12 protein-coding genes are annotated in these 25,177 nt (G+C 71.3%); 6 read left to right on the top strand and 6 right to left on the bottom strand.

Features of this window, described 5'->3' with window-relative positions:
- Window position 1: 1 nt before the first annotated feature.
- On the top strand, window positions 2–595 hold the full coding sequence (locus tag Dvina_RS51260) for a NifU family protein (protein WP_223106194.1): 594 nt from the start codon (window positions 2–4) through the stop codon (window positions 593–595).
- Window positions 596–805: 210 nt separating this feature from the next.
- On the opposite strand, the gene Dvina_RS51255 is transcribed toward Dvina_RS51260, so the two are convergent.
- Window positions 806–1,711 (bottom strand): M56 family metallopeptidase, encoded by a 906-nt coding sequence (locus tag Dvina_RS51255; RefSeq protein WP_223099446.1) that lies wholly within the window; start codon window positions 1,709–1,711, stop codon window positions 806–808.
- Entirely contained in the window at window positions 1,708–2,097 is a 390-nt protein-coding gene (locus tag Dvina_RS51250; protein WP_223099445.1) for a BlaI/MecI/CopY family transcriptional regulator, read from the bottom strand. Before Dvina_RS51250 ends, Dvina_RS51255 begins: the two co-directional genes overlap by 4 nt.
- A 785-nt stretch (window positions 2,098–2,882) precedes the next feature.
- On the opposite strand from Dvina_RS51250, the gene Dvina_RS51245 reads away from it, so the two are divergent.
- Window positions 2,883–3,557, top strand: coding sequence for a response regulator transcription factor (locus tag Dvina_RS51245; protein ID WP_223099444.1), 675 nt, complete (start codon window positions 2,883–2,885; stop codon window positions 3,555–3,557).
- Entirely contained in the window at window positions 3,554–5,008 is a 1,455-nt protein-coding gene (locus Dvina_RS51240) for a sensor histidine kinase (RefSeq protein ID WP_223099443.1), read from the top strand. The genes Dvina_RS51245 and Dvina_RS51240 overlap by 4 nt, the downstream gene beginning before the upstream one ends.
- Before the next feature lie 114 nt (window positions 5,009–5,122).
- On the opposite strand, the gene Dvina_RS51235 is transcribed toward Dvina_RS51240, so the two are convergent.
- Window positions 5,123–7,384 carry an MMPL family transporter gene (locus Dvina_RS51235; RefSeq protein WP_246655862.1) on the bottom strand — a complete coding sequence of 754 codons (2,262 nt, stop codon included), beginning with the start codon at window positions 7,382–7,384 and terminating at the stop codon, window positions 5,123–5,125.
- A gap of 163 nt (window positions 7,385–7,547) precedes the next feature.
- On the opposite strand from Dvina_RS51235, the gene Dvina_RS51230 reads away from it, so the two are divergent.
- The 3 genes from Dvina_RS51230 to Dvina_RS51220 all read left to right on the top strand — a co-directional run bounded on the left by Dvina_RS51230 (window position 7,548) and on the right by Dvina_RS51220 (window position 12,581).
- The gene (locus Dvina_RS51230) at window positions 7,548–8,087 is read left to right on the top strand and encodes a transcriptional regulator (RefSeq protein ID WP_223099442.1); all 540 of its coding nucleotides are present in this window, start codon (window positions 7,548–7,550) and stop codon (window positions 8,085–8,087) included.
- Window positions 8,084–9,379 carry an MFS transporter gene (locus Dvina_RS51225; protein ID WP_223099441.1) on the top strand — a complete coding sequence of 432 codons (1,296 nt, stop codon included), beginning with the start codon at window positions 8,084–8,086 and terminating at the stop codon, window positions 9,377–9,379. Before Dvina_RS51230 ends, Dvina_RS51225 begins: the two co-directional genes overlap by 4 nt.
- A gap of 205 nt (window positions 9,380–9,584) precedes the next feature.
- Window positions 9,585–12,581, top strand: a complete 2,997-nt coding sequence (locus Dvina_RS51220) for a S8 family serine peptidase (RefSeq protein ID WP_223099440.1) — start codon at window positions 9,585–9,587, stop codon at window positions 12,579–12,581.
- A gap of 67 nt (window positions 12,582–12,648) precedes the next feature.
- Here Dvina_RS51220 and Dvina_RS51215 read toward each other — a convergent pair whose 3' ends face one another.
- The 3 genes from Dvina_RS51215 to Dvina_RS51205 all read right to left on the bottom strand — a co-directional run bounded on the left by Dvina_RS51215 (window position 12,649) and on the right by Dvina_RS51205 (window position 25,114).
- The gene (locus Dvina_RS51215; RefSeq protein WP_246656699.1) at window positions 12,649–16,722 is read right to left on the bottom strand and encodes an FG-GAP-like repeat-containing protein; all 4,074 of its coding nucleotides are present in this window, start codon (window positions 16,720–16,722) and stop codon (window positions 12,649–12,651) included.
- Between the two features lie 114 nt (window positions 16,723–16,836).
- The gene (locus Dvina_RS51210) at window positions 16,837–20,931 is read right to left on the bottom strand and encodes an FG-GAP-like repeat-containing protein (protein WP_223099438.1); all 4,095 of its coding nucleotides are present in this window, start codon (window positions 20,929–20,931) and stop codon (window positions 16,837–16,839) included.
- 115 nt (window positions 20,932–21,046) lie between these two features.
- Window positions 21,047–25,114 carry an FG-GAP-like repeat-containing protein gene (locus Dvina_RS51205; protein ID WP_223099436.1) on the bottom strand — a complete coding sequence of 1,356 codons (4,068 nt, stop codon included), beginning with the start codon at window positions 25,112–25,114 and terminating at the stop codon, window positions 21,047–21,049.
- Window positions 25,115–25,177 lie beyond the last annotated feature (63 nt).

Genomic DNA, 25,177 nt, shown 5'->3' with positions numbered 1-25,177 from the left:
GATGATCCCGATCCACCCGCAGTCCTGCCCGGGAGAGCCCGACCGGTTGCGCTGGATGACCCCGGCCGGCGTCCTGACCTTCACAGGGCCCGCCGCAGCCGTCCCGGATCCGCTCGCCGGCCTGCTCACCGACGGCACGCTCGCCGAGGTGCACGTCGAACCCGACGCCATCGTGACAGTGCTCGGCACCGGACGGGACTGGACCCGCGACGGCGCCCGGATCCGCTCCGCGCTGCACGCCGCACTGGCCGACCGCGGCGGCTGGCTCCCGGCCGGCCGGGCCGCGACCGCCGACGACGTCCTGCACGCCACCGCCCGGGAACTCATCGACGGAGCCGTCGGCGACCTCGCCCGCTCCCACGGCGGCGCCATCGAGCTCGTGACCGTGCACGACGGCGTGGTCACGGTCCGGCTCACCGGCGCCTGCCACGGCTGCCCGGCCGCCGAGTCCACGCTGCGCCACCAGCTGGAGGACCGACTCCGTCGCCGCTGTCCCGACCTGCGCGCCGTCACCGCGGACGGACCGCCACAACAAGATCCGACCGGCGGCGGCGCCAAGCCGTGGCACCGCGCCCTTACCCTCATCCGTCGCTGAGCGGGCCCAGCCGCACGCGCGGAGAGGCGTGGTCATCCGCGGAACCGCGTCGTTTGGCCACGGAACACGTGTCGCAGGAGCCGCACACGATCACGTCGCCGCCACGCCCCATGGCGGTCGGTTGCGAAGCCCTCTCGGCGGACGGTCGCGATCCCGTGAGGACCCGGCCGGCGGCGGAACATGGCGTACGGTGCCGCACCGTTGAACAGGTCAGTGCGGAGGCATCCAGGCCCGAGCGAGTTCGATGAACTCGACGATCGCGGCACCGGTGGCGACGACGGCAAGACCCGCGGCGGCGAGCGCCAGCAACGGCGTGGCCCGGTCCGACGGTGGCGTGAGCAGTGCCGTCACACGGCGGATAACGGACGAACCGCTGAACCGCAGGCCGCCTTCGTCCCGTCCGGCGGCGTCGTCGCCGAGGGCGACCTTGCCGATCGTGCGAGCCACCAGCAGACGATCGCCGATGTCACGGGCCGCGTCTTCGTCGGCGCTGCGCTCGATGAGGACGTCCACCGCCGCCGGGATCGGCCGCAGCAGCGGGTTGACGGCCGCCGCGGCAGAAGCCAGTGCCGCCACGCGATGATGCTGCCGCCGCAGGTGAGCCTGCTCGTGCGCGAACACGACGGCGCGTTCCCGCGAGTCGAGAAGCTGCAGCAGACCGGTAGTCACCATGATGTGACCCTTGCGCCCCCGCCGTGGCGGCACCGCCACAGCGCGGGCGGCCGACCAATCGGCGACCAGGAGACCGGCTGTCGGGCGCCCCGCCCCGTGCAGCACGGAGGCGGCCTGGTCTCTGCGCCATGCCTCGCGCACCAGCCGAACGGCGCACCACACCAGCAGTAGCGCCGCAATGAGCGCCAACCAGTCCGGGACCGGCTCGGGCAGCACCCGGCCGAGCGCCGCTGCGTGGTCTTCGTGCCGCTCCGACACCGGCAGGTCATCGAACAGCGTGGCGCCGAGCAGGCCGAGACAGACGCTCGAGCAGGCGGCGATGAGCAGCGCCGCCCCGGTGAGGACCCGAGCGGCCGCCTCCGGGCGGCTCGCGGCAATGGCACGGCGCGCAGCCGGAATCAACAGTACCGGCAGCACCAGAGGCAGGTAGACGAGCCAGATCACGCTTGATCGTCTACCCCGGCGAGGAGCCTACGGAGCACGGCCGCGTCGGCCGGATCGAGCTCGGCGGTAAATTCGCGCAGCACGGCGCGGCGGTCGCCGGGACCGTCGAGCAGTGCCCGCATCTGCTGCGCGATCGCGGTTGCGGTGCCATGGGTGGGCCAGTACATGTGCCCGCGTCCGCCGTGCGGGCTCGGACCGCGCTGCGCCAGACCCTTCTCCAACAGGCGGGTGAGGATCGTCTGGACGGTGTTGTACGCCACGGCATTGTCCAAGCGCTTCAGCACCTGGGCCGGGGTGAGTGGCTCGTCGGCGTCACGCAGCGCGGCGAGCACGTCCGCCTCGAGCGAGCCCCAAGGTCGCCGCTCGGCGCCGTCCTGTCGGGTCACGTCTCAACCGTACCGGCGCGACGGGCGATCTTCACGCTCCACCTGCAGCACATGTCCAAAGCCTCCGGTTGGTCCAACGCGGACAACGGGTCCGGGATGCGGTCGCCTTGCATGTCGTCGGCGGTCACCGGCATGGGTGGAACACACCTGTTGGTCCGTCCGCACAGAGCTGCACCGAGCGGGGGCGGCCGGGCCGACCACGGGGTCGGTGCGGGATCACGTTGTGTTCCTGATGTGATCGGACGTAGCGCGATTGTCGAGCACGATCCGCACCAAACCAGCACGGACACCCGGGGATAGCGAGCCTGGTCATGCCGGCGGAATCTGAGATCGCGTGGACCTGCGGATACGCGCCGCACCGTTCGAGCACGGACCCCTTGCGAAACAGCATGCTTTCGTGAGAAGGTAAATAAGTAGGAGACTACGCGGATCATCTGACTACGGATCAGAAGGTTAGGGGTTCGAGTCCCTTCGGGCGCGCTTCATCGACTGGCGTCTGGTCTGCGGAAACGCGGGCCGGGCGCCATTGTCGTCTGTCCGGTGTGCCCGACGTGGGTGGACCGCGGCCGGGGGGCTTGCGGGCCTTGGTCTTGAATCTTCTGCGGGTGCGCCAGGGCGCCGGCCGGCGAACCACCGGCAGCCCATACGGCGACGGCGGGGTGGGCGCCGGCCCGCCGTGCCGGTCACGGCGTCGGTCCCGGTGGCGGCGCTAATCCTGTTCTCAGGTTCATCGGCGATGGTGGCAGGAAAGGCTTCAACTGGAGGAGGCGGGCGGCGTGCGGGTCATGATTGCGGACGATGACGCGGCGATCCGTGAGTCGCTGGAGCGGGTGCTCCAGGTCGAGGGTTACGACACCAGCACCGTCGCCAACGGTCTCGCCGTGCTCGAAGGACTCGGCGGCGACGCAATGGATCTGCTGATCCTGGACATCATGATGCCGCGCCTCGGCGGGTTGGAGACCTGCCGGCGGTTGCGGGCGGCGGGCCGGGATCTGCCGGTGCTGATGCTTACCGCTCGTGACCAGGTCTCCGACCGTGTCGCGGGGCTTGACGCGGGCGCCGACGACTACCTGCCCAAGCCGTTCGCCACCGAGGAGTTGCTGGCCCGGGTGCGGGCCTTGCTGCGTCGGCGCGCGGCGGGCGACGGCGAGTCGCAGGTCCTGTCGTTCGCCGACGTCCGGCTCGATCCCGACAGGTTCGAGGCGTGGCGGGGCGAGCGGCCGCTGCGGCTGACCCGCACCGAGTTCTCCCTCTTGGAGGTCCTCGTGCGCAATGCGACGCGGGTGTTGACCCGCGACGCGTTGTTCGAGGCGATCTGGGGCTTCGACATGAGCGCCACCGCCAACAACCTTCAGGTGTACGTGAGCTACCTGCGCCGCAAGATGGAGGCCGAGGGTGAGCCGCGATTGATCTACACGCTGCGGGGCCTGGGATACACGTTGCGGGAGACTCCTCCGTGAGCAGGCGCGCCGGCCGGGAACCGCGCCGGCTGACCCGATGGTGGCGCCGGCAGTCCCTGCGGACCCGGCTGACGGTGATTGCGGCGACGGCCATCGCGGTAAGCGTGTTCGTGGCCTTCCAGGTGGCCAGCGAGCTGCTGGGCGGAGAGCTGCGGGGCGCCGCGGAGCATCAGCTGCGCGCAGACTCCCGCGTCCTGGCGGCGGACGCGGAGCGCGCCGGTCTGGCGCAGGTCCAGCTGCCGCCGTATCCCGGGTCCGGTCGGCTGGTGCGGGTCATCCTGCCCGACGGTTCGACCCGGACGCCGGCCGGCCAACCCGCGCTGCCTCCGGTCAGCGAGCAGGCCAGGCGGGTGGCCCAGGGCGGGTCGGCCGACCTGATGGAGTCGGACGACAGCGACGAGGACGGCTATATCGTCTACACGCTGCGGGCCGGCGACGGGGCGGTCCAGGTGGCCCGGGTCGCCGACGACACCCCGGTCAACCAGTTCGGGTTGGGCATGCTGCTGATCGGGCTGCTCTGCGTGGCCGGGGGCGCCCTTGTCGGGCGGGCCGTGGCGCGGACCGGGCTGGCGCCGATCGACCGGCTGACCGCCGCCGCGGTCCGTGTCGCGCACACCCGGGACCTCGACGCCGGCATTCCGGACGAGGGCGGTGGGGAGATCCGGCGGCTGATCCAGTCGATCAACGACATGCTCGCCGCGCTCCGGGACTCCCGGCTGGCCCAGCGGCTGCTCGCCGAAGACGCCGCGCACGAGCTGAAGACCCCGCTCACCAGCCTGCGCCTCAACGTCGAGCTGCTGATCCGGCTCGATCGGCGCGGCACCCTGGACAGTGCACTGCCGGCGGAGAGCCGGACCCGGCTGCTCAACGATCTCGGCGCGCAGGTGGCCGAGTTGAGCACCCTGGCCGCCGAGCTGACCGACCTGGCGCGGGGTGACGTCAGCGACGAGAGCACCGAGCTGCTCGATCTCGCCGACGTGGTGGGGGCCGCTGCGACCCGGGCGAGTTCCCGCGGGCCCGACATCGAGGTCGCGCTCGACCTGACCTCCGTGTGGGTGCGCGGGCGCCCCGCCGCGCTCCAGCGGGCGGTGCTCAATCTCATCGACAACGCCGGCAAGTGGTCTCCCGCCGACCAGCCGATCCAGGTCCGGCTCCGCGCCGAGGGCGCGTCGGCGGTGCTCGAGGTGGACGACGCCGGGCCGGGCATCGACGCCGCCGACGTGCCGCGGGTGTTCGACAGGTTCTACCGGGCCGACAGCGCCCGGGCGTTGCCCGGGTCCGGTCTGGGCCTGTCGATCGTGCAGCGGGTCGTCGACGCCCACGGCGGCCGGGCCACCGTCGCGCGCTCCGCCCGCGGCGGCGCGCTGCTCCGGGTCGACCTTCCGGCCGCCGCGGCCCCGGCCGCTCCGATCGCGCGCCGCGCCGCCGGGGACGACACCGCGGTGCGCTGACCCGGCCCGGCGCCGGGTCCGCCGCAGCGGGCGGCGCCGGACAGGGCCGCCAGGTCACGATGAAGATCCGGGACGGGCGCAGGCCCGTCCCGGATCTCGTCAGTACCGCTGCGTTCACCGTTGCAGCGCGGGCTCCCCGTCGTCGGCGAGCGACTGCTGCGCGGTCGGCGGCTGCGCCGTTGGACGGGACAGCCGGCTCGGCGCCCAGATGCGTCGGCCGATCAGCAGGGTGAGGGCGGGCACCAGGACCGACCGCACCAGCAGGGCGTCGAGCAGCACGCCGAAGGCGACCAGGAACCCGAGCTCGACCAGCATCACCAGCGGAAGTGAGACGAGGACCGCGAACGTGGCCGCCAGGACCAGGCCGGCCGAGGTGATCACGCCGCCGGTGGCGGAGAGGGCTTTGAGCATGCCGTCTCTGGTGCCAAGGCGCACGGCCTCCTCCCGGGCCCGGTGGGTCAGGAAGATGTTGTAGTCGACGCCGAGCGCCACCAGGAACATGAAGGCCAGCAACGGCACCGAATAGTCGATGCCCTTGAACCCGAGGATCGTGTCGAAGACGAACACGCTGCCGCCGAAGGCTGCGGCGAATGAGACGACCACGGTGGCCATCAGCACCAGCGGGGCGACGATTGCGCGCAGCAGCAGCCCGAGGATGATGAGGACGACGGCGAGCACCAGCGGGATCACCACCTTCTGGTCGCGCCTGGTGGTCATGTCGGTGTCGAGGTGCTCCGCACTCGGCCCGCCGACGATCGCTTCCGCCCCGTTCACCGTGTGCACGGCGGTGCGTACCCGCTTGATCGTGTCGTACTCCGCGGTGGTGTCCGGCGCGTCGGTCGGGTACACGGAGATGTCGACCCAGCCCTCCTTGGTCTCACCCGGGTGGGCCTGGGCCACACCGGGGACGCCCTTGACGACGTTGAGGACTCGCTCCTGGTACGCCGCCCGCGTGAAGACCGTCATCGGCTGGCCGCCGAGTTCCGGGAAGTGCTGACGCAAAACGGTGAAGCCGGTGACCGACTCCGGCGTGGACAGGAACTGGTCCTGCTCCCGCAGGATGCTTGTGTTGCCCGCCAGCCCGACGGTGAGCACGCCAAGGACTCCGAGCGAAGCGAGCGTCGCCACCCACCGGCGGCGACTGATCGCGGTGCCGAGCCGTCCCCACGGCCCCGGCTTCTCCTGCATTGCCGTGTTGAAGTGTGGGATGGCCGGCCAGAAGATCCGCCGGCCGAGCACCACGAGTACCGCCGGGAACAGCGTCAGCATGGCCACCAGGGCGCAGAGGATGCCGGCGGCACCGATCGGGCCCAGCCCGCGGGTTTCGTTCAGGTCCGCGGCGAGCAGGCAAAGCATGCCGGCGACCACGGTGGCCGCGGACGCGATGATGGCCGGCGCCGCGCCGCGCAGTGCGTGGACCATCGCGACCCGGACGTTCTCGTGGTGGTGCAGTGCCTCCCGATATCGAGCGATGAGCAGCAGCGCGTAGTCCGTGCCGACGCCGAACACCAGGATCGTCAGCAGCGCCGAGTTCTGGCTGTTGATCACGATGCCGAAGCCCTTGACGAGCAGGTAGACGGTCGCCATCGCGGTCAGCGCGGCCACCCCCACGGCCACCAGCGGGATGATCCACAACACCGGGCTGCGGTAGGTGAGGATGAGCAGGACGGTGACCACGATGATGGTCGTAAGGAAGACCTGCACGTCGATGCCGTCGAAGACGGCGTCCATATCGGCGTCGATCCCGGCCGGGCCGGTGACGTCGAGGTCCAGGCCGGCGGGGCGATCCTTCGCGGCGTCACGCATCGGGCCGATGAGGACCGCTGGTTCGCCGTAGGTCGTGCTCACGTTGAGGGTGAACACCATCGCCTTGCCGTCGTCGGAGCGTTGCGTCGGCGCACCCGCGTCGTTCTCGCCGGCCGGCGGCGCCACCTTCGGCGGGTACTGCTTGGCCAAGGTGTTGTAATGACGCTCGACCGCCGCACTGTCGTCGGCGGTCAAGCCGCCAGCACGGTGGTACACGAAGACGAACGTGTTCTCTTCACCACCGGGAAGCTTGTCCTCCAACGCCGCCACCTTGGTGGACTCGGCACTGGCGGGCAAGGCGTCCACGGCCCTGTCTTTGGTGACCGAGCTCAACCTTCCGCTCAGCGGCACCATGACCGCCGCCAGCGCCACCCACAAGCCGATCACCAGCCACGGCACCCACCGGCCGGCCAACCGGCCGGCCGGTGCTTCTCCGGACGGTGCTGCATCGCCTGCCATCACTAGCCTCCCACATACGGTCGCATCGCTTATCCGGTCCCGACTTTCATATCGACCGAATCTGAGACGACTGTTAGAACGGCGCTCAGGCCGCCGTTCGTTCTCGTCCACAGTGGACCGGAAGGGGGCCGACCTTCGTTTGCCGGGGCCCGCGCCGGCGCCGCCCGCCATATGCGCCTGTCACCGGTCGCCTGCGCCGAGTTCTGAGCGCCGCTGTGAAGACGCGCACCGCACCCTCTTGCGCAATGGTCAAGAATCGTTGACCATTGAGTGCATGCCCACCGAGGATCTGCCCGAGACGTTCCACGTCACGACCGACGAGCAGCTGCGTGCCGTCTCCAATCTCACGCGGCACCGCATCATGGCCGTGCTCCGCTTCGAGCCGGCAACGATCACGCAGATCGCCGAGCGGGTGGGGCTGGCCAAGGGCAGCTCCAGCTATCACGTGCGGCTGCTCGAACGGGCCGGCCTGGTGAAGGTGGTCCGGACGCGGAAGGTGCGAGGGGTCGTCGAGCGGTACTACGCGATGGCCGCCCGGTCGATCGAGCTGCCCGACCCGGGCGAGGGCGGGCCGGACGTGCTGATGCGCCACGCCGTGGCGGACCTGGAGGCGTCGCCGGCGGATGGCGTCCGGCACGTGCGGATGGCGCATCTGCGGCTCACCGAGGAACAGTTCGCGGAGCTGGGGGCGCGGCTGCACGCGCTTGCCGACGAGTACCGGAAGCTGTCCGACCCGGCGCTGCCCGACGCGTCGCTCGTCTTCGCGCTGTTCCACCCGGCGTGGCGTGAGCAGGCCGAAGGGGGCGCCGAATGAGCGCGGACACTCGCAAGCTGCCGACCGGGTTCGGGCGGCTGTGGAGCGCACAGACGATCTCATCGCTCGGCGACGGGGTGACACACGCCGCGCTGCCGCTGCTCGCGCTGACGCTGACGCGCGACCCGATGGCCCTCGCCGTCGTCACGGCCGCCGGGACACTGCCGTGGCTGCTGTTCGGGGTGCTCGGCGGTGCGCTGGTGGACCGCTGGGACCGCCGGCACACGATGTGGGTCACGGACGCCGCGCGTGCGCTGCTGCTCGCGATACCGGCCGCGGCGGCCGCGCTCGACGTGCTGAGCATCCCGCTGCTCGCGGTCGTCGCCTTCCTGCTCGGCGTCGGCGGCCTCTTCTTCGACACGGCCGCCACGGCCTACCTGCCGGACCTGCTGGACCGCAAGCCCGTGCTCCTGGAGCGAGCCAACTCCCGCCTGCGCGGAGCCCAGACCGCCATGTCCGGTTTCGTGGGGCCGCCCGCGGGCAGCGCCCTGCTCGCGCTCGGGCGAGCGGTCCCGCTGCTCGCCGACGCGGTGTCGTTCGCGCTCTCCGCGCTGCTCGTCCGGTCACTTCCGGCCGTGCCCCGGCCCGCGACGCCGGCCCGGGAGTCGCTGCTGCGGCAGGCGCGGGCCGGCGCCTCGTACGTCTTTCGGGACCGGGTGCTGCTCGGGCTCGCGCTGCGCCCAGCGGTCGGGAACATCGCCTTCGTCGCCATCGAGACGGTCCTCGCCCTCTTCGCCCACGACCGCCTCGGCATCGACACCTACGGCTTCGGCCTGCTCCTGACGGCCGAGGCCACCGGCGGCCTGCTGGGCGCGGGCATCGCCTCCACCCTCGGCCGGCGACTCGGCACCGGCACCGCACTGACCGTCACCGCCGCCGTCGAGGGGCTCGCCATCCTGGGCCTGGCCGCCGCCCCGAACCCGTACGTCGCCGGCCTCGCGCTCGCCGTCTGCGGCGCGGGCATGGGCGCCACGATGGTGCTCGCACCCTCCCTGCGCCAGGCGATCGTCCCCGCCCACCTGATGGGCCGGGTCGCCTCCACCTCCCGCATGCTCGCCATGTGCGCCGCCCCGCTCGGCGCCTTCCTCGGCGGCTGGCTGGCCTCCGCGTTCGACGTGCGCACCCCGCTCTACACCGCAGCCGGCCTTCTGCTCACCATGACCGCCGTCACGGCGTCCATGACCAGCAACCGCCGGGTCGAAGCCGCGCTGCTCGCCGCCACCCCGGCCGGCGGTCCGGATCAGCCCGAAGCCGAGGATCGCGTCCGGGAAGTCGCGCCGACCCTGGCGTGACCCGTTCACCGCTTGACCCGACCTCCGACCAGCGGCGGGCGACCTCGCCTGCCGCCCGACGAATCGACAGCGCCGCCACCGGTCTCGCCGATGGATGCGCGGGCGGGGCGTCGCGCGCCGTCGATCTCTGGCAGACTCTCCCTCGCCTGATCAATCGATCATTGGGGTATTCATGCTGCTCCGCCGTACGGTGGTTGCGGCGTGCGTGCTGGCTGTGGCGGTCCCGCTGGGATCAGCCGCGTCGGCCGCGCCGCCCACCGAGGACAAACTCCCCGTCAAGAAGCTGCCCGCACTGGACCGCTCGCACGTCAGCCGCCAGCCGGCGTTCGACCCGCACGCGGTGCTTGTCCAGTTCAAGCCGGACGCCTCGGCGGCCAGCACCGACCGGGCGGTCAAGAGCCGCAACGCGCAGGTGGCGGGGTCAGTGCCGGGGACCCGGTTCGTCCGGGTGACGACCGCCGGCTCGGCCGCCGACCTGCTCGCCGAGCTGCAGAAGGACCCGGCGGTCGCGAGCGCCTCGCTCGACTACCGGCGCAAGGCCAGCTACACGACGCCGAACGACCCCGCATTCGGGGGCAGCGGCCAGGCCGCCTACATGACCCAGATCCACATGCAGGCCGCCTGGGACCGCTCGCACGGCTCGGCCGACCAGGTCATCGCCGTGCTCGACACCGGCGTCGACGGGACGCACCAGGACCTGACCGGGCGCGTGCTGGCCGGGTACAACGCGATCACCCACACGGCGATCGCCGCCAACACCAACAGCGACGACAACGGGCACGGCACGATGGTGGCCGGGATCGCCGCGGCCGCCACCAACAACGGGATCGGCGTCGCCGGTGCGGCCTGGGACGCCCGCGTCCTGCCGGTCAAGGTGCTCGACAGCAACGGTGACGGCACCGACTCCAACATCGCCGAGGGCATCACCTGGGCGGCCGACCACGGCGCGAAGATCATCAACCTGTCGCTCGGCGGGCCCGGGGACAACGCGGCCCTGCACACCGCTGTCACCTACGCGGCGAACAAGGGCGTGGTGGTCGTCGTCGCGGCCGGCAACGACGGCAACGACACGCTGCAGTACCCGGCCGCCTACCCGGAGGCCCTCGCGGTCGCCGCGACCGACGGCGCCGGCAAGCTGACCGACTTCAGCTCCTACGGCGACTGGGTCGACGTGGCCGCACCCGGCTGGGGCATCATCTCCACCTACCCGGCCCAGCAGTACTTCAGCGGCGACGGCACGTCGTTCAGTGCGCCGCTCGTCTCGGGCGTGGCCGCGCTCGTGCGCACCAACTTCCCGGCGCTCACGTCGGCCGAGGTCATCAGCCGGATCAAGGCGACGGCCGACGAGAACGGCGGCCCGCAGGGCCTTGACCCGTACTACGGCGCCGGTGTCCTCGACGCCTACCGGGCCGTGGGCGGCAACGACCCGCGGCTGGTCGGGCAGAGGAGCGCGGGTCCGAACGAGCCCAACGACGTCCCGGCCCGGGCCACGGCGTTCACGAGCTCGATCAGCGGGCAGATCGGCATTGAAGGCGACGTCGACTGGTACCGCTACGACTCCACCACCCAGCGCGCGGTGAACGTTCGCGTGACCCCCGCGGCGTACAACGTCAACTGGCCGCAGAACTTCGACCCGGTCGTCGAGGTCTACAACCAGGACCTGAAGCTCGTGGGCGCGGCCGACAGCAACGACCCGGCGGCCACCGAGATCGTCAACCTCACGGTCGGCGTCGGCACCTACTACGTCAAGGTGCGCAGCTACAACGGCGCCGCCGACAGCCGCAACTACACCGTCGCGGTGGAGTCCGCGACCGGGTCGGCCAGCCCGACGCCGGGCACCGACGCGGCGTGGGTGAAGACGACAGGCATCGCCGACTTCGCGACGGGTGTGGCGCTGAACGCCCAGCCGTCGGTCACGTTCGCCCGGACGGTGGACGCCTCGGCCGTGCGGCTGGTCGACGGCGTCACGGGCCAGACGGTGCCGGCCACGGTGTCGTTCGACGCGCCGAGCAACACCGCGACGCTTACCCCCGCGGCGGCCCTGCTGGACAACACGCCGTATCGCCTCGTCGTCGACGGCACGCCGTTCACGTCGACGTTCCGCACCGTCGACACGGCGCCGCCGGCAGTGACCAACCTGCAGGCCAACGGCGCCACGGGCGTCGTGTCCTGGACGATCCCGCCGGTCACGGACCTGCAGCAGGTAATCGTCCGGGCAGTGCCGGGGACCACCGCGCCGGGCTCGGCGACCGCCGGCATCGGCATCTACGCCGGCACCGGGACGAGCATCGTGGCGGCGAACCTGATCCCCGGCACCGCGTACACCCTCCAGGCGTTCACCAAGGACTGGAGCGGCACCGTCACCGCCGGTCCGACAGTGCCGCTGACGGTGACGGCGTACCGCGCCCGCGTCGACTTCAACGGTGACGGCTTCACCGACGTGGCCGGGATCGACGCGAACAACGACATCAAGCTGTACACCGGTGACGGGACCGGCCACCTGGCCGAGGGCGGCGCGATGTGGCCGACCGGCGGCCTGTGGGCCGGGTTCAAGTTCATCGTCGCCGGCGACTTCAACGGCGACGGCAAGGTCGACATCGCCGGGATCGACGCGAACAGCGACATCAAGTACTACACCGGCAACGGTGCCGGGCAGCTCGTCGGCAACGGCAACGCGATGTGGCCGACGGGTGGCCTGTGGGCCGGGTTCAAGAAGCTCGTCGCGGGCGACTTCAACAACGACGGCAAGACGGACATCGCGGGCATCGACGCGAACAGCGACATCAAGCTGTACCCGGGCAACGGCTCCGGCAGCCTCGTCGGGCCGGGCTCGGCGATGTGGCCGACCGGCGGCCTGTGGGCCGGCTTCAAGCACATCGAGGCGGGCGACTTCAACAACGACGGCAAGGTGGACGTCGCCGGCATCGACGCGAACAACGACATCAAGTACTACACCGGCAACGGTGCCGGGCTGCTCGTCGGCACCGGCGCGGCGATGTGGCCGACCGGCGGCCTGTGGGCCGGCTTCAAGTACATCGTCGCCGGTGACTTCAACAACGACGGCAACGCCGACATCGCGGGCATCGACGCGAACAGCGACATCAAGGTGTACCCCGGCAACGGCGCCGGCTCCCTGGTCGCCCCGGGCTGGGCAATGTGGCCGCCGGGCGGCCTGTGGAACGGCTTCAAGCACCTGACCTGAGCCGCCATCCGATTCGCACCGCAGAACCAGGAAGGGCCCGGGCCGATCGGCCCGGGCCCTTCGCACTTCACGTCAATTGCTTGAAGCCGACCCACATCCCGCCCGGCGGCCACATCGCGTTGCCGGAGCCGACGAGCTGGCCGGTGCCGTCGCCGGTGTAGTACTTCAGGTCGTTGTTGGCGTCGATCCCGGCGATGTCGGCCTTGCCGTCATTCGTGAAGTCGCCGGCCACGATGTACTTGAAGCCGGCCCACAGACCGCCCGTCGGCCACATCGCCGAGCCGGTGCCGACGAGCAGCCCGGCCCCGTTGCCGGTGTAGAGCTTGATGTCGTTGTTGGCGTCTATTCCGGCGATGTCGGCCTTGCCGTCGCCGTTGAAGTCGGCCGCCTCGATGTGCTTGAACCCGGCCCATAAACCGCCGGTCGGCCACATGGCCGAGCCCGGCCCGACGAGGCTGCCGGCGCCGTTGCCCAGGTACAGCTTCAGGTCGTTGTTCGCGTCGATGCCGGCGATGTCGACCTTGCCGTCGCCGTTGAAGTCGCCGGCCACGATCTTCTTGAACCCGGCCCAGAGGCCGCCGGTCGGCCACATCGCGGCACCGGTGCCGACGAGCTGGCCGGTCCCGTTGCCGGTGTAGAGCCGGATGTCGTTGTTCGCGTCGATCCCCGCGATGTCCACTTTGCCGTCGTTGTTGAAGTCTCCGGCGACGATGTGTTTGAACCCGGCCCACAGACCGCCGGTCGCCCACATCGCGCCGCCGTTGGTGAGCTTTCCCGTACCGTCGCCGGTGTAGAGCTTGATGTCGTTGTTGGCGTCGATGCCGGCGATGTCGGTGAAGCTGTCCCCGTTGAAATCGACCCGTTGTCTGTACGCGCTGACGGTCAACGAAGCCGAGGGCCCCGCGGTGATCTTGCCCGAGCGGTCGCGGGTGAAGGCCCGCACCGTGTACGCGGTGCCCGGCGTCAGGTTCGCCGCCGTGAAGCTCGTCCCCGCGCCGGCGTACAGCCCGATCCCGGCGGTGACCGAACTCGGCGCCGTCGCGCCGGCCGCGGCCCGGATCACCACCTGGTCGAGGTCCGTGACGGCCGGCGCCGTCCAGGAGACCACCGCGGTCCCGCCGTTGGCCTGAAGGTTCGTCACCGCGGCGGGGACCGTGTCGACAGTGCGGAACGTGGACGTGAACACACCCTCGACGACCAGCCGGTAGCCGGTGTTGTCCAGCAGCGCGGCCGAAGGCGTCACCGTCGCCGTGAAGGTCCCGGCGTCGTAGGTCACCGCGGCCGGCACGACCTGCCCCGTGGCCCCGCTCACGAGCTTGACCTTCGCCGGGTCGACGGCCCGGGCGAATGTGATCGTCGGCACCGCGTCGAGCGCGACCCCGGTGGCGAAGTCGGCGATCCCGAGCGACTTCACCCACTCCGTCTCGCCGCCCTGCGCGAAGCCGGCCGTGTCGTAGAGCACGCGCAGCCCGCGGCCCACGTCGGCCGTGACCACGTCGGGCCGGTTGTCGCCGTTGACGTCGGCCAGGACCAGGCCCTGCGGGTCGTAGGCGCCGACGGCCGGCGTGGTGAAGGCCGCGGCCGCGTCGAGCGTGCCGTCGGCCTTCTGGCTCAGCAGGCTCACCTTGCCCGAGCCGGACCCGTGCACGGCGATGACGTCGCTGCGGCCGTCGCCGGTCAGGTCGGCCGCCTCGACGGCCATGGGCGAGGCCGCCGTCGCGTACTCCACCGCGGCCGCGAGCCCGCCGGCGCCGTCCTGCGCGAACACGTCGACCTTCGCGCCGGCCCCGTTGACGTTCATCGTGGCCACGATGTCGGCCCGGCCGTCGCCCGTCACGTCCGCGACCTCGACCCCGGCGATGGCCGGGCCCGTCGTGGCCGGGCTGTGATCGGTGCGGCTCCAGCCGGAAGCGCTGTTGTGGAAGACGTTCACCACGCCGCTGCGGGGCCTGACGATGTCGGGCCGGCCGTCGCCGTCGACGTCACCGACCTCGACCTCCTCGTCCTGGGCGGTGCCCGTCGCCACTGTCGACGCGGTGAAGGTGCCGGCCGGGTCCTGGCTCAGCAGGAGGATGCCCGCGGAGCCGATCACGACCAGGTCGGTGTCGCCGTCGCCGTCCATGTCGGCCGCGGCCAGGTGCCAGGCGCCGGCGGTCCCGGCCAGCAGCCCGTTGTCGGTCAGCCGGCCGTCCGCCGCCTGCCGGAAGAGCTGCACGCCGGCCGCGGTGGCCAGAGCCACGTCGCGGCGGCCGTCGCCGTTCGTGTCGAGCAGCGCGAGGCCGTTGCCCACGTCGGTGGACTGCAGCTGGGTCGGGTACATCGCCGGCCGGGCGAGCGCGCCGTATCGGCCCTGGGCGAAGACGAGCAGCTTCCGGGCGTCGGCGGACTGGGCGGTGGTGCCGGTCACCGCGACGACGTCGGTGCGCCCGTCTCCGGTGACGTCGCCGGCGGCCACGGTCTTGAGCCCGGCCGGCACCGGCAGATCGTAGAAGTCGGCGAGGACGGTGCTCGGCACGGCCACCACCGCGACCGTGTAGGTGCGGATGTCCGCCGCGCCGTTGGAGTTGCGCACGGCGACGTAGTACGTGCCGACGCCGAGCGTGACGTAGACGTTCTCCACGCCGCCGCTCGTCGCGGCGTTCGCCGTGCCGACCACGCGCAGGTCGTGGTCGTAGACCTCGACGAGCGCGTCGAGGTTCTGCGCGAAGTTCACGTCGTTGCCGGCCGGGGTCACGCGCACGCTCACCGACTGGGCGGCGGTGGAGTCGAAGCGGTACCAGTCGACGTCGCCCTCGACGCCGATCGTGCCGGTGGCCGAGCCCGTGAACACCGTCGCCCGGGCCGGGACGTCGTTTGGCTCGTTGGCCCCGAGCGCGGGCAGCGGGAGCTCGGGCGCCCAGGCACCACCGACGGCGGCGAAGGCGTCAAGCAGCCCGGCACCGTAATACGGGTCGAGGCCGCGGGGGCCGGCGTCGCGGGCCGTGGCCTTGATGGTGGCGATGAGCTGGGCCGGGGTCAGGGCCGCGTTGTTCGCGCGCATGAGTGCGGCCACGCCGGCCACGATCGGCGCCGAGTAGGAGGTGCCGTTGCCCTTGAAGTAGCCGTGGTCGGCGCCGGTGGAGACGATGCCGAAGGCCGGCGCGGCCACGTCGACCCAGTCGCCGCGCGAGCTGAAGTCGGTGACCTTCCCGCTCGCGTCGGTCCCGGCGACCGCCAAGACCTCCGGGTAGGCCGCCGGATACTGGACCGTGTCGTCGAAGTCGTTGCCGGCCGACGCCACGATGAGCGCGCCCTTGTTCGTGGCGTAGGTGACCGCGTCGTGCAGCACCTGGGAGTCCCCGGGCCCGCCCAGCGACATGTTGATGATCCTCGCGCCGTGGTCGGCCGCCCAGGCGACGCCCTCGGCGATGTCCGAGTCGTAGCCGCTGCCTGCCGCGTCGAGCACCTTCACCGGCATGATCCGGGCGTTCCAGGCCACGCTCGTGATGCCGGCCCCGTTGTTGGTGTTCGCCCCCGCGATGCCGGCCACCATCGTGCCGTGCCCGTTGCCGTCGCTGTTGGCCCCGGCCGCGATTGCCGTGTTGGCGATGGCGTCGTAGCCGGCCAGGACCCGGCCGACGAGGTCGGGGTGGGTGCCGTCGACGCCGCCGTCGACCACGGCGATGACCTGGTCGGACGAGCCCATCGACCGGTCCCACGCCTGCGGGAGCCGGACCGTGTTCAGGTAATCCTGGTCATTGAACGTATATCCCGGATCATTGGGGGTCGAGTTCGCTTTTCGCCGGTAATTCAGGGAAACGCCGGAAACCGCGGGATCTTTGGCGATTTCGCGGGCGAGATCGGCGGCCGGACCGGCGGTCGTCACCTTGACGAATCGGGTGCCGGCCACGTTTCCCGCCATTTGCGCATTGCGACCCTTGACCGCGCGATCCACGGCCGTCGCGGACGCGTCCGGCTTGAACTGCACAAGCACCGCGTGCGGGTCGAAGACCGGCCCGAGATCGCCGGACGAGCGCTGCGGCCGCGGCAGACTCCGCACGTCGAGCCGGTCCCCGGCGGGCGGTCCGGCGAACGCGGCCGGGCCCAGCGGGGTCACCGCGGCCAGGACGCTCGCCACCGCCGCCATGCGGCGAAGCAGCATCAATACCCCCATGATCGATGTTCGGGCGAATGAGAGTCTGCCAGATTTTTGATTACTCACGAAACGGGCCCGTGCCGATTGGCACGGGCCCGCATCCGCTTTACCGACGCAAGGTCAGGTCAGCTGTTTGAAACCCACCCAGAGGCCGCCCTGCGGCCACATCGGGAAACCATTGCCGACGAGTTTGCCGGTGCCGTCGCCGGTGTAGTACTTGATGTCGTTGTTGGCGTCGATGCCGGCGATGTCGGCTTTGCCGTCGTTGTTGAAGTCCCCGGCGACGATCCACTTGAACCCGGCCCACAAGCCGCCGGTCGGCCACATCGCGGCGCCGGTGCCGACGAGTTTGCCGGTGCCGTCGCCGGTGTAGTACTTGATGTCGTTGTTGGCGTCGATGCCGGTGACGTCGGTCTTGCCGTCGGTGTTGAAGTCGGCCGCCTCGATGTGCTTGAAGCTGTTCCACAGCCCGCCGGTCGGCCACATGTAGGAGCCGTTCCCGACGAGCTTGCCCGTGCCGTCACCGGTGTAGAGCTTCAGGTCACTGAACGCGTCGATGCCGGCGATGTCGACTTTGCCGTCGTTGTTGAAGTCCCCGGCGACGATCTTCTTGAACCCGCCCCACAGCCCACCGGTCGGCCACATGTAGGAGCCGTTGCCGACGAGTTTCCCGGCGCCGTCGCCGGTGTAGAGCTTGATGTCGTTGTTCGCGTCGATACCCGCGATGTCGACCTTCCCGTCGCCGTTGAAGTCCGCGGCCACGATGTGCTTGAACCCGTTCCACAACCCACCGGCCGGCCACATGTACCCGTCGTTGCCGACGAGCTTGCCGGTGCCGTCACCCTTGTACAGCTTGATGTCACTGTTCGCGTCGATCCCGGCCACGTCGGTGTTCCCGTCACCGTTGAAGTCGACCTTCAACTTGTACGCGTTGACGGTCAACGACACCGACGGACCCGCGGTCACCTTGCCCGAGCGGTCCCGCGTGAACGCCCGCACCGTGTACGCGACGCCGGGCTTGAGGTTCGCCGCGGTGAAGCTCGTGCCGGTGCCGGCGTACAGCCCGAAGCCGGCGGTGACCGAGTCCGGAGCGGTGGCACCGGCCGCCGCCCGCACGATTACCTGGTCCAGGTCGGTGACGGCCGGAGCCGTCCAGGAGACGACCGCTGTGGTGCCGTTGGCCTGGAGGTTGGTGACCGCGGCCGGGGCCGTGTCGACCGTCCGGAACGTGGACGAGAACTCACCCTCGACGACCAGCCGGTACGGCGTGTTGTCCAGCAGCGCCGCCGAGGGCGTCACCGTCGCCGTGGCGGTGCCGCTGTTGTACGACACCGCGGCCGGCACGACCTGCCCGGTGGCCCCGTTGAGGAGCTTCACCTTCGACGTGTCCACCACCCGGGCGAACGTCACCGTGGGCTTGGCGTCAAGCGCGACCCCGGTGGCGAAGTCGGCGATGCCCGTCGCCCGGACCGCCGCCTGCGCCCCACCCGGCGTCGGGCCGGTCCCGGCCCGGAGCACGACGAGCCCGGAGTTGTAGTTGGCCATGACCGCGTCGATGCGGTTGTCGCCGTCGATGTCACCGAGGGCGAGACCCTGGGCGTCCAGGCGCGTCGCGTACGGCACCGGCGAGAAGACGGCCGGGGCGAGGGTGCCGTCGGTGTTCTGCCGGAGCACGCTCAGCTGGGTGCCGCCGTGCACGGTGACGACGTCGAGGCGGCCGTCGCCGTTCACGTCGGCCGCCTCGACCGGCCCGGGCGAGTCCGCGGGGATGAGGTAGACCGCGGGCGTGTCGAGCCCGCCCGAGGCGTTCTGCTTGAACACGTTGACCCGGGCCGAGGGCGGGTTGTAGCCCACCGTGGCGATGATGTCGGCCTTGTTGTCGCCTGTCACGTCGGCGACCTCGATGCCGGCGATCGGGGCGAAGTCGTCGCCGTGGATGGTCTCGTGGTTGGTGCGGGTCCAGCCCGTCGTCGTGTTGTGGTAGACGTTCACGGTGGTGCCGATGAAGCCGACCACGTCGTTGCGGCCGTCGCCGTCGACGTCACCGACCTCGAGCTCCAGGCCGCCCTCGGCCGAGACGGACGATGCGGTGAACGCGCCGCCCGCTCCCTGGGTGAGCAGCGTGATGCCCGCCGTGTCGGTCACGACCAGGTCGGCGTCGCCGTCGCCGTCCAGGTCGCCCGTGGCGAGCCGGCTGGCGCCCTCGGTGCCGGCCACGAGGCCGGTGTCGCTCAGCGTGCCCGTCGACGTCTGCCGGAAGATCTGCACGCCGGCGGCGGTGCCGACCGCCACGTCCTTGCGGCCGTCACCGTTCGTGTCGAGCACCGCGAGGCCGGCGATGTTGCCGTAGGCCAGCCGCGTCGAGTACTTCGCGGGAGCGGCGAACGTCCCGTTGGCGTTCTGCGCGTAGACGAACAGCTTGTAGTCGTTGATCTCGTCGAAGTAGTACGTCGTGGCGAGGACGACGTCGTTGCGGCCGTCGCCCGTCACGTCCCCGATCGCCACCGTCTGCGCCCAGGAGCCCGTCGCGGTCGACTGCGCCGGCTGGAACTGGGTGCTCGGCGCGTCGGCGATGGCCACCGTGTAGGGCCGATCGTCGGCGGCACCGTTGTAGTTGCGGACGGCCACGTAGTACGCGCCCGCGCCGACGGTGAGGGTGACCTGCTCGGCCACTGCCGGGTCCGGGCTGTCCGCCTGGCCGACCAGCTTGAGGTCCTTGTCGTACACGGCCAGGACCGTGTCCATGTTCTGCCCGCGGTTGGCGTCGAACGCCGGCGGTGTCACGGTGACTGTCACGGTGCGCTCGCCGGTGGGGTCGAAGCGGTACCAGTCCACGTCGCCCTCGATGCCGAAGGTGCCGGTGGCAGTGGTCGTGACCGAGGTCGCCCGGGCCGGGACGTCGTTCGGCTCGCCGGCGCCGAGCGACGGCTGCGCGAACTCCGCCGCCCAGGGGCCGCCCGTGGCGGCGTACGCGTCGAGCACGCCCGCGCCGTAGTAGGGGTCGAGGCCGCGCGGGCCGCTGTCCCGGGCCGTCGCCTTGATGGTGGCGATCAGCTGGGCCGGGGTGAGCGCGGGGTTGTTGGCGCGCATGAGCGCCGCCACGCCGGACACGATCGGCGCGGCGAACGAGGTGCCGTCGCCGACCGCGTACCGCTGGCCCGGGTAGGTCGAGACGATGCTCAAGCCGGGCGCGGCCACGTCGACCCAGTCGCCCCAGGAGCTGAAGTCGACGAGCTTCGCGGCCCAGTCGGTCGCGGCGACCGTGAGCACCTCGGGGTACGCCGCCGGGTACTGCGGGGCGTTGCCCCCGGTGTTGCCGGCCGCGACCACCAGGAGTGAGCCCTTGTTGGTGGCGTAGGTGACGGCGTCGTGCAGCACCGTCGCGTCCCCAGGACCGCCCAGGGACAGGTTGATGATCTTCGCGCCGTGGTCGGCCGCCCAGACGATGCCGGCGGCGATGTCGGAGTCGAAGCCGTGGCCCTGGCTGTCGAGGACCTTGACGGACATGATCCGCGCGTTCCAGGCCGCGCCCGCGATGCCGTCACCGTTGTTGGTGTTGGCGGCGGCGATGCCGGCGACCATCGTGCCGTGGCCGTAGTCGTCGGTGTTGGCGCTCGCCGCCGTCGTGGTCTTCGCGATGGCGTTGTAGCCGCCGACGGTCCGGCCGCCGAGGTCGGGGTGGGAGCCGTCGACGCCGGAGTCGACAACGGCGATGACCTGGTCGGCCCCGCCCATCGAGCGGTCCCACGCCTGCGGCAGGCGGACCGTCTTCAGGTAGTCCTGGTCGCCGTAGGTGTAGCCGGGGTCGTTCGGTGTCGTGCTGGCCGTGCGCCGGTAGTCGAGGGAAACGCCGGCGACCGAGGGGTCCTTGCCCAGGTCGCGCAGCAGGTCGGTGGCCGAGCCGGGCGTGGTGACCTTCGCGTAGCGCGTGCCGGCGACGGTACCCGCCAGATGCGCGTTTCGGCTCTTGACGGCCCGGTCCGTATTCGCCGCTGACGCGTCGGGCTTGAACTGCACCAGCACGGCGTGCGGGTCGAACTGGGCGTCTTTGTACTCGTGCGAGCGGTCCGGTTTCGGAAGGTGCTGAAGGGTGAGTTTGTGATCGGCAGCCGGTGCGGCGGCAGCGGGTGAACCGGAGGGGTTCAACGCGGCCACACCGAGCAGGCACGCCACAGCCACCGAGCGGCGGAGCAGCATGGAAAGGATTACCCCCATGATCGAGTGATCGGGTCAGGGCGAGTGTGCCAGAGATCAATGGGGCAGAACACCCCGGGCGACAAAGCGGACCCGCACCGATCGGCACGGGTCCGCTTTGCTGGCTTTTATGGCGTCAGGTGAGCTGTTTGAACCCGGCCCAGAGCCCGCCGGTCGGCCACATCGCATTGCCGGCGCCGACGAGTTTGCCGGTGCCGTCGCCGGTGTAGTACCTGATGTCGCTGTTGGCGTCGATCCCGGCGATGTCCGCCTTGCCGTCGTTGTTGAAGTCCCCGGCCACGATGTACCGGAACCCGGCCCACAGCCCGCCGGTCGGCCACATCGGCTGCTCGATGCCGTTGAGGTGCCCGGCACCGTCGCCGAAGTACACCTTGATGTCGTTGTTCGCATCAATTCCGGCGATGTCGGTCCGGCCGTCATTGTTGAAGTCGGCCGCCTCCATGTGCCGGAACCCGGCCCACAGCCCGCCGCTCACCCACATCGGCGCCCCGTTCCCGACGAGCTTGCCGGTGCCGTCGCCGGTGTAGTACTTCAGGTCACTGTTCGCGTCGATGCCCGCGATGTCGACCTTGCCGTCGTTGTTGAAGTCTCCGGCGAAGATCTTCTTGAACCCGCCCCACAGCCCACCGGTCGGCCACATGTAGGAGCCGTTCCCGACGAGCTTGCCGGTGCCGTCGCCGGTGTAGAGCTTGATGTCGTTGTTCGCGTCAATTCCCGCGATGTCCACCCGGCCGTCACCGTTGAAATCCGCCGCGACGATATGCCGGAACCCGTTCCACAGACCGCCGGCCGGCCACATGTAGCCGTCGTTGCCGACGAGCTTGCCGGTGCCGTCGCCCCTGTAGAGCTTGATGTCGCTGTTGGCGTCGATCCCGGCGACGTCGGTGTTCCCGTCACCGTTGAAATCGACCCGGAGTTTGTACGCCGAGACCGTCAGCGACACCGAAGGCCCGGCCGTCACCTTGCCCGAGCGGTCCTTCGTGAACGCCCGCACGGTGTACGCGGTACCCGGCGTCAGGTTCGCCGCCGTGAAACCCGTCCCGCTACCGGCGTACAGGCCGATCCCGGCGGTCACCGATGACGGCGCCGCCGAGCCGGCCGCGGCCCGGACGATCACCTGGTCCAGGTCCGTGATGGCGGGGGCCGTCCAGGAGATCGCCGCGCTCGCGCCGTTGGCCTGGAGGTTCGTGACCGCTGCCGGGTCGGTGTCGACGGTGCGGAACGTCGACGAGAAGCCCGCGCCGTCCACGACGAGCCGGTATGCGGTGTTGTCCTGCAGCGCGGCCGCCGGCGTCACCGTCACGGTGCCGGTGCGCGCGTCGAACGCCACCGTCGCCGCCACGGGCTGCCCGGTGACCCCGTGCACCAGCCGCACCGCTGAAGCGTCGACCGCCCGCGCGAACGTCACCGTCGGCCGGGCGTCCAGGGCGACGCCGGTGGCGAAGTCGGCGACGCCTGTCGAACGGACGTACGCCTGCTCCCCGCTTGCCGCCGGGCCGGGGGCGGCGCTGCGGATCACGCCCAGCCCGTAGGTGCCCGCGGCGATCGCCACGTCGATGCGGTTGTCGCCGTCGACGTCGCCCACCGCCGTGTCGTTGGGCCCCGATCCGTCGGAGTTCACCCCGGACGTGAGGGCGATGGGACCGAGCGAGCCGTCGGCCCTCTGATGCAGCACGCCGAACCCGCCCCCGGCCCGGACCATGACGTCGGCCCGGCCGTCGCCGTTGAAGTCGGCCGCCTCGACCCGGCCGGCGCCGCTCACGGAGCGGTGGACCGCCGGCACGGCGAGCCCACCGGCGGCGGTCTGGGCGAACACCTCGACCGCCGCGCCGACGCCGGCGATGACGTCGGCCCGGCCGTCCCCGGTCACGTCCGCGACCGCCACGCTCGCGATGTGCTCCTGGTCGGCCTGGACCGCGTTGTGATCGGTGCGGATCCACCTGGTCGCCGTGTGGTGGTAGACGTTTATCGCCGTGTGGCCGAAGCCGACGACATCCGGCCGGCCGTCGCCGTCGACGTCACCGACCGCGATGTCCTCGGTCAGGCCGGCGTCGAGCGTCACGGTGGAGGCGGTGAAGGTCCCGGCCGGCTCCTGGGTGAGCAGCTGCACGCCGAGGCCGAAGGATGCGACGAGGTCGCCGTCGCCGTCGCCGTCCATGTCGGCGGCCGTGAGGAACTGCACGCCGCCGGTGCCGGGCACCAGGCCGCTGTCCGTCAGCGCGCCGGCCGCCGTCTGGGTGAAGAGCTCGACGCCCGGCACCGTGCCCAGGGCCACGTCCTTGCGCCCGTCGCCGTTCGCGTCGAGCACCGCGATCGGGGCGGTGGAGATGTACTCGAGCTGCGTCGGATACATCGCGGGTGCGCCGAGCGTGCCGTCGGTGTTCTGCGGGTAGACGAACAGCCTGTAGTTGTTCGCCGAGCCCGACCAGGCGTTCGTCGCCAGGATCACGTCGTCGCGGCCGTCGCCGGTGACGTCGCCGATGGCCACGGACTGGGCCCGGGAGCCCGGCGAGACCGTCTGCGCCGGGCCGAACTGGGCGTCCGCTCCGAGCGTGACCGCGAGCGTGTAGGGCCGGGCGTCCGCGGCGCCGTTGTGGTTGCGCACGGCCAGGTAGTAGGGGCCGGCGCCGATCTCGAAGTCGACCTGTGTGGCGACGGCCGGGTCGGGGTTGAAGGCGGTGCCGATCAGCCGGAGGTCCTGGTCGTACACCTCCAGCACCGGGTCGAGGTGCTGCGGGAGGCTCGCGTCGAACGCGGCCGGCGTCACCCGCACCGACGCCTTGCGCCGGGAGATGGAGTCGTAGCGGTACCAGTCGACGTCGCCCTCGGCGCCGATCGTGCCGGCGATCGAGTCCGCGAACGGGGTGGCCCGGGCCGGGACGTCGTTGGGCTCGTCGGTGCCCGGGTTCGGCGGCGGGAACTGCGGGGCCCACGGGCCGCCCACGGCGGCGTAGGCGTCGAGGACGCCGGCGCCGTAGTACGGGTCCAGGCCGCGCGGGCCGGCGTCGCGGGCGGTGCCCTTGATGGTGGCCATCAGCTGGGCCGGGGTCAGGGCCGGGTTGGTGCTGCGCATGAGCGCGGCCACGCCGGACACGATCGGGGCGGCGAATGACGTGCCGGCGCCGATGTAGTACTCGACGTCGCCGTCCGGCAGGCCGGTGGAGACGATGTCGAAGCCGGGGGCGGCCACGTCGACCCAGTCGCCGTAGGTGCTGAAGTCGGTGACCTTCCCGGCGCCGTCGGTCGCGGCGACCGCCAGGACCTCCGGGAACGCCGCCGGATAGTTCGTCGCGTTGCCGGCGTCGCCGTCGTTGCCGGCCGAGGCCACGACGAGCGCGCCCTTGTTGGTGGCGTAGATGACGGCGTCGTGCACGACCGCGGAGTCACCGGGGCCCCCGAGCGACAGGTTGACGACCTTCGCGCCGTGGTCGGCCGCCCAGACGATGCCGGCGGCGATGGAGGAGTCGTAGCCCTCGCCGCTCGCGTTGAGCACCTTGACCGGCAGGATGCGGGAGTTCCAGGCGACACCGGCGACGCCCTCCAGGTTGTCGGTGCGTGCGGCGGCGATGCCGGCGACCATGGTGCCGTGGCCGTAGTCGTCGCTGTTGGCCCCGGCCGCGATGGTCGTGCCGGTGATGGCGTTGTAGCCGGCCAGGACGCGGCCGGTCAGGTCGGGGTGCTGCCCGTCGACGCCGGAGTCGACAACGGCGATGATCTGGTCGGCCGAGCCGGTCGTGCGGTCCCACGCCTGCGGCAGCCGGACCGTGTTCAGGTAGTCCTGGGCGCCCTCGGTGTAGCCGGGATCGTTCGGTGTCGTGCTGGCCCGGCGCCGGTAGTCGAGCGAGGCACTCGCCACCGCCGGGTCCCGGCTCAGGTCCCGGAGCAGGTCGGTGGCGGTCCCGGCCGTGGTCACCTTCACGAAACGGGCGCCGGCGACGGTACCCGAAACCTGGGCATTGCGGCTCTTGACCGCACGGTCCGAGGACGCGGCGGTCGTGCCCGGCTTGAACTGCACCAGCACCGCGTGCGGGTCGTAGGCGAGGTCCTCGCGGCCCGGCCCGGGAAAGTCCTTGGTCGCGAGCTTGTGTTCGGCGGGCGGCGCGGCGGACGCGGGCGAGCCCAGCGGGTTCAGCGCCGCGGCGCCCAGCACGCAGGCCACCGCGACCGTACGGCGGAGCAGCATGGATACCCCAATGATCGACTGGTCGGGCAACGGCGCGGGCCCGCACCGACTGGTACGGGCCCG

The sequence above is a fragment of the Dactylosporangium vinaceum genome, assembly GCF_019904175.1.
In the GTDB taxonomy this organism is placed as follows: domain Bacteria; phylum Actinomycetota; class Actinomycetes; order Mycobacteriales; family Micromonosporaceae; genus Dactylosporangium; species Dactylosporangium vinaceum.
Note: the sequence above shows the minus strand (reverse complement) of the source record. Positions and strands in the feature narration are given on the sequence as shown.

Bases quoted from the DNA above. Each gene is read 5' to 3' on its own strand.
- Dvina_RS51260 (WP_223106194.1), top strand. From the start codon at position 2: ATGATCCCGATCCACCCGCAGTCCTGCCCGGGAGAGCCCGACCGGTTG.
- Dvina_RS51245 (WP_223099444.1), top strand. From the start codon at position 2,883: ATGATTGCGGACGATGACGCGGCGATCCGTGAGTCGCTGGAGCGGGTG.
- Dvina_RS51230 (WP_223099442.1), top strand. From the start codon at position 7,548: ATGCCCACCGAGGATCTGCCCGAGACGTTCCACGTCACGACCGACGAG.
- Dvina_RS51225 (WP_223099441.1), top strand. From the start codon at position 8,084: ATGAGCGCGGACACTCGCAAGCTGCCGACCGGGTTCGGGCGGCTGTGG.
- Dvina_RS51215 (WP_246656699.1), bottom strand. From the start codon at position 16,722: ATGCTGCTTCGCCGCATGGCGGCGGTGGCGAGCGTCCTGGCCGCGGTG.
- Dvina_RS51210 (WP_223099438.1), bottom strand. From the start codon at position 20,931: ATGGGGGTAATCCTTTCCATGCTGCTCCGCCGCTCGGTGGCTGTGGCG.
- Dvina_RS51205 (WP_223099436.1), bottom strand. From the start codon at position 25,114: ATGCTGCTCCGCCGTACGGTCGCGGTGGCCTGCGTGCTGGGCGCCGCG.